Origin of the sequence: Litoreibacter sp. (assembly GCF_039974535.1) — a bacterium.
Lineage (GTDB): Bacteria > Pseudomonadota > Alphaproteobacteria > Rhodobacterales > Rhodobacteraceae > Litoreibacter.
In genome coordinates, this window is sequence record NZ_JBDWIU010000011.1 from 363,472 (window position 1) to 377,481 (window position 14,010).

At 55.7% G+C, this 14,010-nt stretch carries 20 protein-coding genes and 2 tRNA genes; 15 read left to right on the top strand and 7 right to left on the bottom strand.

Features of this window, described 5'->3' with window-relative positions; translation table 11 throughout:
• Nucleotides 1-60: 60 nt before the first annotated feature.
• From ABJN86_RS12270 to ABJN86_RS12295, 6 genes are all read left to right on the top strand, one after another.
• Nucleotides 61-684, top strand: coding sequence for a VOC family protein (locus tag ABJN86_RS12270; RefSeq protein ID WP_348367486.1), 624 nt, complete (start codon nt 61-63; stop codon nt 682-684).
• A complete protein-coding gene (locus ABJN86_RS12275; protein ID WP_348367487.1) occupies nt 681-1,181 on the top strand; it encodes an N-acetyltransferase family protein in 501 nt (166 codons plus the stop codon). Before ABJN86_RS12270 ends, ABJN86_RS12275 begins: the two co-directional genes overlap by 4 nt.
• 32 nt (nt 1,182-1,213) lie before the next feature.
• Nucleotides 1,214-1,903 carry a molecular chaperone DjiA gene (locus tag ABJN86_RS12280; RefSeq protein WP_348367488.1) on the top strand — a complete coding sequence of 230 codons (690 nt, stop codon included), beginning with the start codon at nt 1,214-1,216 and terminating at the stop codon, nt 1,901-1,903.
• A complete protein-coding gene (locus ABJN86_RS12285; protein ID WP_348367490.1) occupies nt 1,900-2,910 on the top strand; it encodes an endonuclease/exonuclease/phosphatase family protein in 1,011 nt (336 codons plus the stop codon). Before ABJN86_RS12280 ends, ABJN86_RS12285 begins: the two co-directional genes overlap by 4 nt.
• 38 nt (nt 2,911-2,948) lie before the next feature.
• A complete protein-coding gene (locus tag ABJN86_RS12290) occupies nt 2,949-3,260 on the top strand; it encodes a hypothetical protein (RefSeq protein WP_348367491.1) in 312 nt (103 codons plus the stop codon).
• A gap of 76 nt (nt 3,261-3,336) precedes the next feature.
• Nucleotides 3,337-3,411: transfer RNA gene (locus ABJN86_RS12295), tRNA-Gly, on the top strand.
• A gap of 83 nt (nt 3,412-3,494) precedes the next feature.
• Here ABJN86_RS12295 and ABJN86_RS12300 read toward each other — a convergent pair.
• Nucleotides 3,495-5,141 carry a Hint domain-containing protein gene (locus ABJN86_RS12300; RefSeq protein ID WP_348367493.1) on the bottom strand — a complete coding sequence of 549 codons (1,647 nt, stop codon included), beginning with the start codon at nt 5,139-5,141 and terminating at the stop codon, nt 3,495-3,497.
• Nucleotides 5,142-5,405: 264 nt separating this feature from the next.
• On the opposite strand from ABJN86_RS12300, the gene hisB reads away from it, so the two are divergent.
• Entirely contained in the window at nt 5,406-5,993 is a 588-nt protein-coding gene (gene hisB / locus ABJN86_RS12305; RefSeq protein ID WP_348367494.1) for an imidazoleglycerol-phosphate dehydratase HisB, read from the top strand.
• Between the two features lie 53 nt (nt 5,994-6,046).
• Nucleotides 6,047-6,697, top strand: coding sequence for an imidazole glycerol phosphate synthase subunit HisH (gene hisH / locus ABJN86_RS12310; protein ID WP_348367496.1), 651 nt, complete (start codon nt 6,047-6,049; stop codon nt 6,695-6,697).
• A 3-nt stretch (nt 6,698-6,700) separates the two neighbouring features.
• Here the strand turns inward: hisH and ABJN86_RS12315 are convergent, their stop codons facing one another.
• Both ABJN86_RS12315 and ABJN86_RS12320 read right to left on the bottom strand, forming a co-directional pair.
• On the bottom strand, nt 6,701-6,856 hold the full coding sequence (locus ABJN86_RS12315; protein WP_348367497.1) for a hypothetical protein: 156 nt from the start codon (nt 6,854-6,856) through the stop codon (nt 6,701-6,703).
• A 134-nt stretch (nt 6,857-6,990) separates the two neighbouring features.
• Nucleotides 6,991-7,377, bottom strand: a complete 387-nt coding sequence (locus ABJN86_RS12320) for a DUF2147 domain-containing protein (protein WP_348367499.1) — start codon at nt 7,375-7,377, stop codon at nt 6,991-6,993.
• A 118-nt stretch (nt 7,378-7,495) separates the two neighbouring features.
• Between ABJN86_RS12320 and hisA the strand changes: the two genes are divergently transcribed.
• Nucleotides 7,496-8,218 (top strand): 1-(5-phosphoribosyl)-5-[(5-phosphoribosylamino)methylideneamino]imidazole-4-carboxamide isomerase, encoded by a 723-nt coding sequence (gene hisA, locus ABJN86_RS12325; protein WP_348367500.1) that lies wholly within the window; start codon nt 7,496-7,498, stop codon nt 8,216-8,218.
• A 97-nt stretch (nt 8,219-8,315) separates the two neighbouring features.
• On the top strand, nt 8,316-8,789 hold the full coding sequence (locus ABJN86_RS12330; RefSeq protein ID WP_348367501.1) for a DUF2867 domain-containing protein: 474 nt from the start codon (nt 8,316-8,318) through the stop codon (nt 8,787-8,789).
• On the opposite strand, the gene ABJN86_RS12335 is transcribed toward ABJN86_RS12330, so the two are convergent.
• Nucleotides 8,786-9,226 (bottom strand): DUF302 domain-containing protein, encoded by a 441-nt coding sequence (locus ABJN86_RS12335; RefSeq protein WP_348367503.1) that lies wholly within the window; start codon nt 9,224-9,226, stop codon nt 8,786-8,788. The genes ABJN86_RS12330 and ABJN86_RS12335 overlap by 4 nt on opposite strands.
• A gap of 121 nt (nt 9,227-9,347) precedes the next feature.
• Between ABJN86_RS12335 and hisF the strand changes: the two genes are divergently transcribed.
• Both hisF and ABJN86_RS12345 read left to right on the top strand, forming a co-directional pair.
• Complete coding sequence (gene hisF / locus ABJN86_RS12340) at nt 9,348-10,112, top strand: imidazole glycerol phosphate synthase subunit HisF (RefSeq protein WP_348367504.1); 765 nt, start codon at nt 9,348-9,350, stop codon at nt 10,110-10,112.
• A complete protein-coding gene (locus tag ABJN86_RS12345) occupies nt 10,109-10,417 on the top strand; it encodes a phosphoribosyl-ATP diphosphatase (protein ID WP_348367505.1) in 309 nt (102 codons plus the stop codon). The genes hisF and ABJN86_RS12345 overlap by 4 nt, the downstream gene beginning before the upstream one ends.
• 4 nt (nt 10,418-10,421) lie before the next feature.
• On the opposite strand, the gene ABJN86_RS12350 is transcribed toward ABJN86_RS12345, so the two are convergent.
• On the bottom strand, nt 10,422-11,474 hold the full coding sequence (locus ABJN86_RS12350; protein ID WP_348367507.1) for a hypothetical protein: 1,053 nt from the start codon (nt 11,472-11,474) through the stop codon (nt 10,422-10,424).
• Nucleotides 11,475-11,615: 141 nt separating this feature from the next.
• Here ABJN86_RS12350 and ABJN86_RS12355 point away from each other — a divergent pair, with 141 nt between their 5' ends.
• Nucleotides 11,616-12,023 (top strand): hypothetical protein, encoded by a 408-nt coding sequence (locus tag ABJN86_RS12355; protein WP_348367508.1) that lies wholly within the window; start codon nt 11,616-11,618, stop codon nt 12,021-12,023.
• Nucleotides 12,024-12,032: 9 nt separating this feature from the next.
• Here the strand turns inward: ABJN86_RS12355 and ABJN86_RS12360 are convergent, their stop codons facing one another.
• On the bottom strand, nt 12,033-12,506 hold the full coding sequence (locus tag ABJN86_RS12360; protein WP_348367510.1) for a hypothetical protein: 474 nt from the start codon (nt 12,504-12,506) through the stop codon (nt 12,033-12,035).
• Between the two features lie 88 nt (nt 12,507-12,594).
• Nucleotides 12,595-12,678, bottom strand: a tRNA-Tyr gene (locus ABJN86_RS12365).
• A gap of 94 nt (nt 12,679-12,772) precedes the next feature.
• Here ABJN86_RS12365 and rlmB point away from each other — a divergent pair.
• Both rlmB and ABJN86_RS12375 read left to right on the top strand, forming a co-directional pair.
• Entirely contained in the window at nt 12,773-13,549 is a 777-nt protein-coding gene (gene rlmB / locus ABJN86_RS12370) for a 23S rRNA (guanosine(2251)-2'-O)-methyltransferase RlmB (protein WP_348367512.1), read from the top strand.
• A 9-nt stretch (nt 13,550-13,558) separates the two neighbouring features.
• Nucleotides 13,559-13,846: a hypothetical protein gene (locus ABJN86_RS12375; protein WP_348367513.1), complete on the top strand. Its 288-nt coding sequence runs from the start codon at nt 13,559-13,561 to the stop codon at nt 13,844-13,846.
• The last annotated feature ends 164 nt before the right edge of the window (nt 13,847-14,010 follow it).

Below are 14,010 nucleotides of genomic sequence, written 5' to 3' on the forward strand. Positions count from 1 at the left end.
TGTTGTTGCCTGACGCTGCCCTCTTGGCAAGCCCCTGTATATGCCGCTACCGTGCTCCGCATGACACTCCTCAAACTAGATCACCTTGCCCTGACCTCTGAGACGCTGGAGGCAGGGCGCGCCCATGTAGAAGACGCACTTGGCGCGCCCCTGACCCCAAGGGGAGAACATCCCCTTATGGCAACGCATAACCATCTGTTGTCGCTCGGTGATGAAGAATACTTCGAAGTGATTGCTGTTGATCCCAATGGAGTCGCGCCAAACCGCCCCCGTTGGTTCAACATCGACAACTTTTCGGGGCTTCCACGGCTCACCAATTGGATAGTGTCGACCCAAAACATAGAGGCCGCCTTGGACGCCCTGCCCGACGGCTTCGGCACGCCCATAGCCTTCAAGCGCGGTGAGTTCGAGTGGTCCATGGCTGTGCCCGACGACGGTATCTTGCCGTGGGGTGGTTGGGGACCGGCGTTGATCCAATGGCATAGTGAAATGCATCCCGCGCCGATGCTGCCCGACCAGAACGTGCGACTAAGCACTGTCCTATTGCGCCACCCCCAAGCCGTCGAGATCGCCGCCGCCATCGCGCCCCTTTTGCCGCGTGACACCATCTTATTTGAGGAGGCGAACACCCCAAGCCTAAGCGCCAGTTTCGACACCCCATTGGGACCGCGATCCCTGTCATGACGCTTATTCGACCGGCACAGGCCAAGGACGCCGCTGGCATTTGTGCGATCTTGAACCCCATTATTGCGAACACAACGATTACTTTCTCTCCCGACCCAATCACGCAGGATGATGTGATCGAGGGCTTATCTAATCATGCCGCACGCGCTCATCCCTACCTTGTTGCAGAGGACGACAGTGCAGGCGGCGCAGTGGTGGGGTACGCCAAATATGGCCCCTTCCGCGCTGGCGCAGGCTATGCCCGCACAGTCGAGATAACGGTTCACCTCGCCCCCTGCGCGCGCGGGCAAGGATTGGGGCGCAAACTGGTCAAAACGCTGGAAGATCATGCACGTGCAACAAAACTTCACGCACTTGTTGCCGGCATCTCCTCGGAGAACACCTCCGCCTTGAATTTCCACACTAAACTGGGGTTTGAGACCGTAGGAACCCTTCCGCAAGTCGGCCATAAGTTCGGGCGTTTCATCGATCTTGTACTAATGCAGAAATATCTCTGACAAGCTGAACTGTATAGTTTAGTCTGTCGGCCATGTCAGTTTGGAGCCGCATATCAAACGCGCTATCGGCGCTCGCTTCGGGTGAGAGCTTGCTCGCTGTATTCGAGCATCTTCGCACGCCGCCAGAGCGGCGCGTGGGCTTTACGATTGCCGTCATTGCCCTTGGTGCAAAAATGGCCAAGGCGGACGGGCTTGTGACCCGCGACGAGGTCACCGCTTTTCGCGAAATTTTCACCATCCCGCCGGAGGACGAGGCACAAGCCGCGCAATTGTTTAACCTCGCCCGTCAGGACGTGGCTGGTTTTGACGACTATGCCCGCAAAGTCGCGGCTATGTTCGACGACAACCATTCGACCCTTTACGATCTGATGGAGGGTCTATTCCACATTGCGATGGCCGATGGCCGCTATCACCCGCTTGAGGAAAAGTTTCTCAGCGAGGTTGCACGCATCTTCAAGATCACCGAGTCGGAGTTCCGCTGCCTGCGGGCCCGCTTTGTTCCAGATGCTGCGCCCGACCCCTACTCGGTTCTGGAGGCAAGCCCAGACATGAGCCTGCAAGACATCCGCATGCGCTGGCGTAAATTGGTAAAAGAATCCCACCCCGACATCATGGCTGCGCGCGGCGTCCCCCATGAGGCCGTGAAGCTGGCGGAGCGTCGCCTTATTCGCATCAACGCTGCTTGGGAAGAAATACTATCGGATCGAGAACCCGTTTCATGAGAATTGCGACCTACAACGTCGAATGGTTCACCTACCTCTTCGATAAGAACAATGAGCTGCTTCAGGATGACAGCTGGTCCTCGCGCCATAATGTAACCAAAGCGATGCAGGTGAAAGCCCTAGGCTTGGTGTTCCAATCTATGGACGCCGATGTTGTGATGGTTATCGAGGCGCCTGACACCTCCCCCCATCGCTCTGGCACGAAGGCGTTGGAAAATTTCGCAAAACACTTTGGGCTGCGCACCTCCAAAGCCTTGATTGGCTTTGACAACAACACCCAGCAAGAAATCGCGATGTTGTACGATCCGAATGTCGTCACGGCGGTGCATGATCCACAAGAAAGCGAAGCCGCCCCGCTATTTGACCAAGCCTTCCAGATGGACTTGGACATCGACGCCAAGAAAGACGACGTCGTGTTCTCCAAACCTCCTTTGGAAGTGGCCCTAACGACCAAGGCCGGCAACACGCTGCGCCTGATCGGCGCGCATCTGAAATCCAAGGCACCGCATGGGGCGCGCAATGACGCCGACGCCATGCGCATCTCGATCGCGAACAGGCGCAAACAGCTTGCACAGTGCATTTGGTTGCGGGCGCGGGTTACGGACCACATGAATGCAGGCCAATCCATTATGGTCATGGGGGACTTCAACGACGGCCCCGGTTTGGATGGCTACGAGAAGCTGTTCGGCCGCTCAGGTGTCGAGATTGTACTAGGCGAAAGCGACGACGCGCAGCTTGCTTTGTTTGATCCCCATGCACATGCCGTTATGACCCAGCCCTTTGGCGCACGCCCCACAACGTCGCGGTTCTATGTGAGCCGTGAGAAGCGGTTTCTGAACGCCTTGCTCGACTACATCATGGTGTCCCCCGATTTGAAGGCGAAATCCCCCAAGTGGCACATCTGGCATCCCTTCGATGACCCTGAGTGCTGGGAAACGCCCGAGGTCCGTGAAGCACTGCTTATGGCGTCGGACCACTTCCCTGTGACGATTGACATCGATCTGTAGAATTTGAATTCTCGGGCCAACCGCCCCATATTCAAACCATGAAACAGCTATTTATGATCTGCGCCATCGCGCTTTCGCCAATCAGTGCCAATGCGCAAGAAACTGAGTCCCCCTTCGGGTTAAGTGACCTCGCCCCTTTGGCCGAGAACTTCAAAGAGTTATTTGAGGGATTCGCCGACGACATGTTGCCCTTGATGGAGCAGCTTTCGGGAAAAATGTCCGATCTGAACGCCTATGAGGCACCTGAGGTCCTCCCGAACGGGGATATCCTTATCCGCCGCAAACCCAAGGCCGAGACCACGCCGGACCCCGAACCCGAGGTAAATCAGGACGGCAGCATCGACTTGTAAAAGTTTTTTGCATTTGTTGTGAATTCCCTCTTGCGGCCCATGCGCACCATCGCTAAATCACGGCCTACCAGACGGCGCGGGCGTAGCTCAGGGGTAGAGCATAACCTTGCCAAGGTTAGGGTCGGGCGTTCGAATCGCCTCGCCCGCTCCATCTGGTCAAACGAAAAAGCCTCGGCGGAAGCCGGGGCTTTTCTTCGTTTATAACAAGGTAAATTTGGCCGCCTACTCCCCGATCTATGCCGCCAGAAGTTGCGCCACAGCTCCATGAACACTCACACGAGCGGCGCGGCCATAATGTCCGACGTTCGAGCGAAGTTCCGGGAACACTTCAAACAGTTCTTCACGCGCCGCATCGTCCAAACCAGGCAAGCTGTAATCGCCCGGTTGATAGCTTTCGCTCAGCGCACCGTCCGCAGTGATGATTTGGTGCGTATCGAACATCAAATGATTGTAGCTGACCAGCCCACCTCTTAATTGGCGGATGTTTCGGCCGTTGACCAAATGTGTTGCTGCGACGAGGACCTCTTCCTCACCAAAGTACATTTGTGCTCTATACCCGCGACATAACACGCGGTGCTGCGGAGAGACCCGAAGTACGTGATCATTTCCGATAGCGCCTGCGTCGAATTCAATTGGCGCATGGCGTGCGTCTGCGAGCATGTCACGGCTCCCGATCCAACGGATGGGCTGCGGGCCGTCATCACGGGTCAACACGTAGTCACCCGAACGTAATTCCTCGACCCGACGTTGCCCGCTTGGCGTGGCAATCATCACACCATCGCAGTAGCAAATAGGCGCGGCATCGAAGGTGACGAAAGCACTATCGGTGTTTCCGTCGGTGTCTTCGACGGTGTAGCTGAACGATGTCTCACCAAGGTTACCGCCAGTGTTAACAAGCGTAATCGTCCCATTGGCGTTTAGCGTCACATCTTGGCCGGTCGGCAGGGAAACAACCTGCCCCGCCACAACATTCACACCATTGATCTGGGTAATTGTTAACGCTTGGCCTGTCGGATCCGTGTCATTGGCCAGAATATCAACGGTCTTAGGGTTCACACCCCATGTCTCAATGCCCGTATCATCCGTTGCGATCGGATCAGTGTCGGTTGTATCCGGCACGTTGTTCGACGCGATAATAATCGAGCTGTCGAAGGAGGAGTCGCCAACATCAGCGATACCGATCATGAGCGTCTGCGTAACGCCGGGTGTGACGGGAATATCTAAGGACAACGTTACGGTGAAGCCATCCATTTCGGTCTCGAAACTTCCGTCAGTGTTATCGATATACAGATTGGGGTTGGCGCTATCGAACTGACCGTTTCCGGGGTTAGGATCGTTGGCCTCGGATCCGTTGGCCGGATTAGAGTTCGCCGCGTCATTGATACCGTTTACCGATATTTCGCCATCCCCAACCGAAATCGGCTGGGTAATCCCGTCGAGTTGAACCAATGCGATATCGTTGAAATTGGAGTACACATATTCATTGTACTCTTCGGAGTAGAAGCGAAACTCGATGTTGATCGACGTTTGCCCCGGTTCTGGGGTAAAGCTGATCTCTAGAAACGACGCGTCAAATGTGGATTGGCCCGCTGCAGCATTAAAGGCACTATTCCCGTCGATCCCGCCAGTGTTGGTGGTCGTGCCATTTGCGGAATTGTTCGCGCCCGTCGCATTCGCGAAGTCAGACACCACGCCCGTCGAAAAGATTACACCTGTGTCAGAAGGAAGGACATTCGGGTTAGACGTGTCCCCATCCGTGTATATCCCGGAAGAGGCATCATCGCCTGAGTAGGTCGCTGAGTTAATCGTAAACCCAGATCCCAATATCTCAGTTGCCATCGCCACTGCGCTGGCTGATGTATCCGCATTTAACTCTGTCACCGCTTCAAAACCCTTGTCACTCTTCTGTGAGCAGATCGACTAGATACGAGTGTTCGAAATATGACCTCAGCGCGGAATTTTCGCGGCGGCTGCCTACATTTAGGGTACATTAGATAGTGCGAGAAAAGCTGCCATGCGTCGCATCTGCACAAGAAGCCCCCCCTTTGTATTTTCGCGACAACCTCACCCCGTGTGTGCCGCAAGCCCTTGGCCTAGAGGCACCACCTGCGTATAACGCACACGAATTGCCCAAAGGAGAGCCCCATGCGGACCGCCAAAATCACGCGCAGCACGGCTGAGACTGATATCTCGGTAGAGATCAATCTGGACGGCACTGGCATTTATGACAACCAAACCGGCGTCGGTTTCTTTGACCACATGCTGGACCAGCTGGGCCGCCACGCGCTGATCGACATGACCATCCGCGCCAAGGGTGATTTACACATCGACGACCACCACACAGTCGAGGACACGGGCATTGCCTTGGGGCAAGCTTTGGCTAAGGCCTTGGGCGATAAGCGTGGAATTCGCCGTTATGGGGAATGTCACCTTGCGATGGATGACGCGCAAATCCGTTGCGCTTTGGACCTGTCCGCGCGCCCGTATCTGATTTGCAACCTCGACATCCCGACCCAAAAGATCGGCACCTTCGACACAGAACTGGTGCAGGAGTTCTTCCAAGCGTTGGCGACCCACGGTGGCATCACCTTGCACATCGACCGCCTGCACGGCTTCAACAGCCACCACATCGTGGAGGCCGCGTTCAAATCTGTGGCACGTGCGCTGCGCAGCGCCGTTGAAACGGATCTGCGCAAATCAGATGCGATTCCCTCCACCAAAGGTACCCTTTGATTACGCTCTAAGGCGTCATCTTTACCCTCACACTGAACGACCGGAGCCCTAACATGCTGACCGTCCTTGTCGACTACGATAGCGGCAACCTACATTCGGCTGAAAAGTCGTTCCAACGCATGTCTGCCGAAGTGGGTGGCGGCGAAATTCTTGTGTCTTCAAAACCTGAAGATGTGGCCCGCGCGGACCGTATCGTCTTGCCCGGAGATGGGGCATTCCCTGCCTGCCGAAACGCCTTAACAAGCGACCGAGAAGCCCTGTTTGAGGCCATAGTAGATGGCGTTATCAACAAGTCTCGCCCCTTCATGGGTATCTGCGTTGGCATGCAGATGATGGCCACATGGGGCCGCGAATATGAAGACACCAAGGGCTTCGATTGGATCGGCGGGGAAATTGCGAAAATCACCCCATCGGACGCCACGTTGAAAATCCCGCATATGGGGTGGAATGATTTGGAGCTTGGGGCCGCAGGATTGCAGCACCCTGTACTAAGCGGCATCGAGACCGGCGCCCACGCCTATTTCGTCCACTCTTACAGCTTTCGCGTATCAGACCCAGCCCACCGCTTGGCGCATGTGGATTACGGCGGGGACATCACGGCCGTGGTCGGACGCGACAATATGATCGGGATGCAGTTTCACCCTGAAAAGAGCCAAGCCACCGGCTTGCGAATGATCGCGAACTTCCTAAACTGGGCACCGTGACGCTTACCACGTCATCGACAAAACAGGCACGCCTTTGGCGCCACCGTCTGATAGCATTTCCATCCAACCCTCTGCGCCGGACAATGGAACTGCGACATTGATCGGGGAGCATCCCATCTCGAGCAAAGCCACGCCCACCAGTACAAGAATTACCTTCATCACGAATTCAACCTCTCAGATCATTATTGAGCCTTTCGAAACAATCTGTTTCCCGAGATAAGATTTGGTGAACCGCCGCAAAAAAGGCCGAAGAATATCTCCGGCCTTTTTCATCAAGTTAGTTAAAACTATTTCTACTTCAGGCGCGTCCAAGTTTGCTTGGAGCAAAGCAGCCCCCCAGCAATGCAGCCAGCCAGCTTCAAGCTGTTGCCGTTTAGATCAATCTTTCCGATGTAGATTTTGTCATTCGACGGGCGCCAAACTTTGCCTTCATACTGATCGCCCCCAACTGGCTTCATCGATCGCACGATCTGCTTCCCGATGTTGGGGGATTTATACTCGCCGCTCTCATTAAACGTGCGCGAGATAGCACCACAAATGGCCGCTCCACATTTGGTTATGGTGACATGCGCAAAAGCGCCATCATCGACTTGTGTTTTCCAGACACCTTCAGCTGGATCAGCCATAGCTTGACCCGCAAAAGCCAGCGCGAAAGCGGCTGCCAATTTAAGTGATTTCATGAGTTCCTCCCTATTCTGGGAACCATCGTGCGAAATCCTAGACACAAATCAAGCGTGACGTTGGGGCGTGGATGTGGAATAGACCCCGAAAATCCTGCTCAACTGAAGGCCAAACGCTATGATCCTCTACCCCGCAATCGATCTCAAAGACGGCAACTGCGTGCGCTTGTACAAAGGTGAGATGGAGCAAGCCACCGTCTTCAACGACAACCCCGCCGCCCAAGCCATGGCGTTTATAGAGGCTGGTTGCGAATGGTTGCATCTGGTTGACCTGAACGGCGCATTCGCGGGCGAGCCGGTAAACGGTGCGGCAGTCGATGCCATTCTAGAGCAAACCAAGGTGCCCGCCCAACTGGGCGGCGGCATTCGCGACATGGCAACAATTGAACGCTGGTTGAATAAAGGCTTGGCCCGCGTGATCCTTGGAACCGTCGCGGTAGAGAACCCCGATCTTGTGCGCGAAGCCGCTCGTGCGTTTCCAGGCCAAGTGGCCATCGGGTTGGACGCACGCAACGGCATGGTCGCCACCCGTGGCTGGGCGGAAGAAACTGATGTCGAGGTCACCGATTTGGCCCGCCAGTTTGAGGACGCAGGCGTCGCCGCCTTGATCTACACCGACATCAACCGCGACGGCGCGATGCAAGGCCCCAATGTGGAGGCCACAGCAGCACTCGCAAATGCAGTGTCCATTCCGGTCATTGCCTCGGGCGGCGTGTCCTCTCTGGACGATCTGCGTGCCCTCAAAGCATCGGGCGCGCCGCTTGACGGCGCAATTTCAGGCCGCGCGCTTTATGATGGGGCGATTGATCTAAAAGAAGCTTTGGATCTTCTGAAGGGCTAATGGGCTGCGCGCAGATAGCGCAGTTTAATCGAGGCTAAAGCCTGTATTATCTCGGCCATACCGCAGCCTTATTGGGCTGAACAACGAGGTAATACAGATGTTTAAAGACGTCAAAGCCATCGAACTTCCAACAGACAGCAAACTTCAGGGTTTTGTTAAGCACGGTGATTTTCTCGATTGCTACGCGACGCACAGCCCGATGCCCGCTCGCCAGGCCGCCGAGATTATCACCGATTTTCCACAGTGGGCACAATCCTTGCTGCTCTTGCGCAAAGTTGTCACCTCACCTTTTGGGTTGTCCCAAGACGGCCCCGACGCTGATGATAAAATCGGGCCCTTTCCGGTCGAGCATAGCAGCGACGAAGAGGTCATCGCGGGCTTCAACGATAAGCATCTGAACTTTCGCGTGTCCGTGATCGCCAAGGACGGGAAAGTATCACTCGCGACTTGGGTGCATCCACATAACATAGGCGGCAAGTTTTACCTCGCCGCCATTATGCCGTTTCATATTCTCATCTCACGCAATGCACTGGCCCGAGTGGCGAACACACGGGACAGCGCGACGGCTTAATTCGCGGCTTTGCCCGTCAACTTACCCAAGGCACCCTGCATCGTTTTCACGAAGGGGGCGTCTTGCGGGATGTCGAGGTCGGCAAACATAGACGCGGGATCTTCATAGATCAGGACCGAGCCGCCATCGGCCTCATGCACCGCCACCTTCAACGGCAAATAAAGCGAGGCGGCGATATCCGCGTTCATTGCCGGCGTTCCAAGCTTAGGATTGCCAAAAATCAGCACCTGCGCGGCTGGCATCTGCAAGTCAACGCTAGCTGCCCCTGCTTGGTGATCTACACGGGCAAAGACGGTCGCGCCTGCACCGCCTACGGCGGCCTCTAGGGCGTCCATGGCCTCAGCCACAGGCTTGCTGGATTTTACGGTAATTAGTTCGGCGGCGGCTGGCATGGCGGTACTCGCAATTAGGATTGCAGACATAATTATCTGACGCATGTTGGGTCTCCTTATAAATAATAGACGAACAACACAGCAGGTTCGAGCAAAAGACCAGTCACTTCACTGGCATCAGCAAGATTTTGGCGTTAAACCACCGATGAAATTCGGAGATCCAGCCATGTTGAAAACCCGCATCATCCCCTGCCTCGACGTCAAAGACGGCCGTGTCGTCAAGGGCGTGAACTTCGTAGACCTGATCGACGCGGGCGACCCTGTTGAGGCCGCAAAGGCCTATGACGCCGCTGGCGCGGATGAGTTGTGCTTCTTGGACATCAACGCCACCCACGAGAATCGCGGCACCATGTTTGACGTGGTCACCCGCACGGCCGAGGCCTGCTACATCCCGCTCACAGTGGGCGGCGGCGTGCGCACCCATGAGGACGTGCGCAAGCTGCTGTTAGCAGGAGCGGACAAAGTCAGCTTCAACTCGGCGGCTGTGGCCAACCCCGATGTGGTGGCCGAGGCCGCAGACCGCTTTGGCTCGCAGTGCATTGTGGTGGCCCTTGACGCCAAAACCGTATCCCCAGGAAAATGGGAGATATTCACCCATGGAGGACGCAAGCCAACGGGGATCGATGCCGTAGAATTTGCCAAAACCGTGGTCGCTAAGGGCGCGGGAGAAATCCTGCTCACCTCAATGGACCGCGACGGCACGCGAGCGGGCTTCAACCTGCCGCTGACCCGCGCCATTGCGGATGCCGTCACCGTTCCCGTGATCGCATCAGGGGGCGTCGGGACGTTGGATCACTTGGTGGAAGGCGTCACCGAAGGCCACGCAGATGCGGTGCTTGCCGCATCTATCTTCCACTTCGGCGATTACACCATCGCCCAAGCAAAGGTCCATATGGCCAACGCTGGGCTAAACATGAGGTTGGGCGCATGACCCTCGAAGATCTAGAAGCCATCATCGCTGCGCGCAAAACCGCAGCACCTGACAGTTCTTGGACGGCGAAGCTACTCGCCAAAGGTCCGGAGAAATGCGCTGAGAAATTCGGTGAAGAAGCCATCGAGGCCATTATTGCGGCTGCAAAAGACGACCGCGAGAACCTGACCGATGAGGCCGCGGACGTGCTGTACCACTTGCTGGTTATGCTGGCGGCCCGTGATGTGCCGCTCAGCGACGTTATGGCCGTGCTAGAAGCACGCACCGGACAATCGGGCATCGCAGAAAAAGCGTCACGCGGCTAAGGCCTCAGCGCAGCCACAGTTTTGCGCGTTTGATCTGGTTGCGAATGGCCTGCTCGCGGCGTGGCAGGTTATTTCGGTCAAACATCTCGCGCACCTTGTGGCCCTTGCGCTGCAACACGATGCGGCGGATAGGCTCGTACTGCTTAAGCACTTTCTTGATCTTGTTGGGGGCCACGACCTCTTCCAAAATCCGCACGGCTTCGTCATTCTCTCGCGCATAAAGCAGCGACAACACGCGGTAGTGGCAGGTCACCTCGTTGTCCAACATGTCAGAGACCTCTGGCACACGCCCCCCGCCGAATGAATGGATCGTCAGCGGCAACGCCACCTGATCCAACCATGGCTTCATTTCTTGGCAGACCAATTCTTCTGGCGGCTCGTCACGGATGAGGCGCGCATATTCCAAGAAGCGGTCGCCAAATTCCTTGGGGCAACGAAAGTAGAAAAAGCCCGCGTTGAAATACAGGTAACGGCGCCAGTATTCATCTGGGTAGCTGGTGTCGAGTGAGCTTTCAAAATCCAGCCCGAACTTGTCATAAAGCGAGCCCCAGATTTGGTTGTACCCTGGGCCGTATAGTTCTTGCTGCGGCCAAGTGTTCTCGCGCTTCATCGAGGCCGTTGGACGGTCAAAATCAAACGGGACCTTGCTGAGATCCCCCGTAATCAATGTATCAGTGTCGAGGAACAAGAAAGGCTCCCCTTCGGGCATAACCTGCAACGCCTCGATTTTGTTGCCATACGGATAACCACAGCCAAAGACTTGATTTTCAAAGGGGATAACCTCGGCCCCCAAGACCTCAAGCATGGCGATTACATCGCTATTGGCCATGCGCGGGTCACTGTCCCAACGATGATTCATCTGCGGTTCGGCCACGATCACACGGCCTTTGAAATCAGGGTTTGTTTGGCGCAATGACGCCACAAGCAACAAGGCCTCAAACTGCAAACGGCCACCCTGTCCAACCATCAGGATATTAAAGGGCTGCTGCTTCAATGATTTAGCGGCTTTTGATTTGGCGGCGCTTTTCTTGGTGTTTGCTTTGCTACTCTTGGCCATGTCGTCTCTTCTTTTGATTACAGGCAGCATAGGGTGAAACACGGCGCACCGGAAGCCATATGGGTGCTCATGCGGGAATTGTTTGCCACCGCTGGTCTTCTCGGGCGATAGTTCCCGCAACACCAACACGGAGTGTCCAACATGCGCGCCTTCCTGACCGCCCTAATTCTTGCCCTGCCCCTGCCTGTTGTGGCGCAGGATTTCACGACCTCTGTTGGGGTTAAGCCGGTGTTGGAGCTGATCCGACCGCAATGGATCGCTATCCGACCATATGACGGCCAAGACCTGCTATATATGACCACGCTATTGACCTACCGCTGCGGAATTCAACAAATCAGATTTTCCTTCAACGGTGGTGAATTGCAAAATTGGGAGGGTGAGCCTTGCTATCGCAGCGAGGCCTCCCCAATGGCGCTAAAGATGGAAACCCACCTGCCCTATGCGGTTGCACCGTTGGATAGCCTGCAGACTGTGACGATAGAGTTGCAGTTTGACGACGGGACGACGTTTGAGCACAGCTACGAACGCAAAGATGTGCAGATAAACTGAGAGGTTCGACTAAACGTCGTATTCAGCCACTTCCCCAACAACGCGCATGCGCTCGCCTTGATACAGGGTTGGCGCACGCCATTTGAACTTCTCACTGCTCGCTGTTTCGGGATAGCTGGGTGAAAGATACCCAAAGATGCCGCCAAATTGTTCGGCATAAGCTCCAAGCCCTTCGGGTGACTTCCCTAATGGGGGCACACCTAACGCCATTCCGCCGTCTGTCAAGAAAGCGATGATGAAGGTTCGTGAGACATTGTTCTTCAGGTAGACAATATACTCATGTTTTTCAGACTCGCTTTTAGCTGCAGCCAATAGGAAGCCAAGTAATTTACCTACTTCGGTAAATCGCCGTTCCGGATGGTTCGCATTCATCGGGAATTCATATTCCGCACAACTACCAAAAAGCCCTTCATCTTTGACAAAACGCCAGACCGTTTCGGCATCTCGGTCGATAAGAAAGTAGAACATCATGTCTTCGTACATTCTTCCACCCTTCTCCAAAACGCATAACGAAATTCTCCCAATGGCGACCACGCGATGAGATGTATATAAATCAGTGATGTAAGGTAAGTGGTGGGCGACCCTGGAATCGAACCAGGCGTGCGTCTCCGCGAGGGAGTTACAGTCCCCTGCCACACCTTGCGGCCTGTCGCCCACTGGCGGCTGAGATATAAGCCATCCACTGCCTCGTCAACACGAAAACACACCACCGCTTGCGCTTTTCTTCCTCAGATGATCTAGACCCCCTTATGAAGCAGAAAAAACCCACATGGGTCATCCAAAAAGAGCGCGACCGCCGCGCTGCCGCCGCCGAGACCGTTTGGCTCTTTGGCATCCATGCTGTGCGCGATGCGCTGTCCAACCCTATGCGCGAACGACTACGCCTTATTGTGACCAAGAACGCCGCCGACCGCTTGGCTGAAGACATCGCCAAGTCAGGCATGGAGCCCGAGATCAGCGATCCGCGCAAATTCGCGGCTCCCATTGATCCGCAGTCGGTCCACCAAGGTGCCGCCCTTGAAGTGAAGCCACTGGATTGGGGCAACCTGACCGACCTTTGTGCCCCGCGTGGCAAAAACGCCCGCGTGATTCTTCTGGACCGTGTCACCGATCCGCATAACGTCGGCGCGATCCTGCGGTCCGCCGAAGTCTTCGGTGCGCGCGCAGTCATCGCCCCGCACCGCCACTCCGCACCAGAAACGGGCGCTTTGGCGAAAACCGCTTCGGGCGCTTTGGAACGCCAGCCGTATTTGCGTATCAAGAACCTCGCCACGACGATGGAGGCTCTGCGCGAAATGGGTTACTTGCTCGTTGGTTTGGATGCGACCGGCGACACATCCCTTGAGGAAATCAAGCAAGACCAACCAGTGGCTTTGGTCCTTGGGGCCGAAGGTCCGGGCCTGCGCGAAAAGACCAAAGAAACATGCGATACTTTGGCCAGAATCGACCCTGCGGGCGAATTTGGCTCACTCAACGTCTCGAATGCGGCGGCGGTGTCCCTATATGCTGTGGGTAAGCCAAGCTAAGAGGCCCCAATGCGCCCGAACGTCAAAATCGCCACCTGCTGCTATTGCGGCACCCGCACCATGCTCAAGCCCACCGCTCGCGATGGGCATGAGTTGGCCTGCGGCAGTTGCGGCGCACCTTTGCATGACATGAAATGGTTGAAGACGCCGCAACCTTCCCCATCAAAGAGTAAACAGCCCGCTCGCGCAACTTCGCTCAAGAAAGCGCCAACCCAGCGTAAGCGCAAGCAACGAAAGCCGTTTTGGCATCGTGCGATAGAAGAAGTTTGGGACGAGATCGAAGATATCTTCGACTAGTTCACGTTTCTGTAAATGGCCTCGCAATCTGCGAAACGCATCCCCACCTCTAATGCATGGGCGCAGCACCGGAACTGCGCGCCCCAATTTACTGTCCCTCGTTCCGTAACTGCGTCCGTGGCACCCCCAGCCATGGGCGCCTTTTTATGGCTTGATCGTTAAAG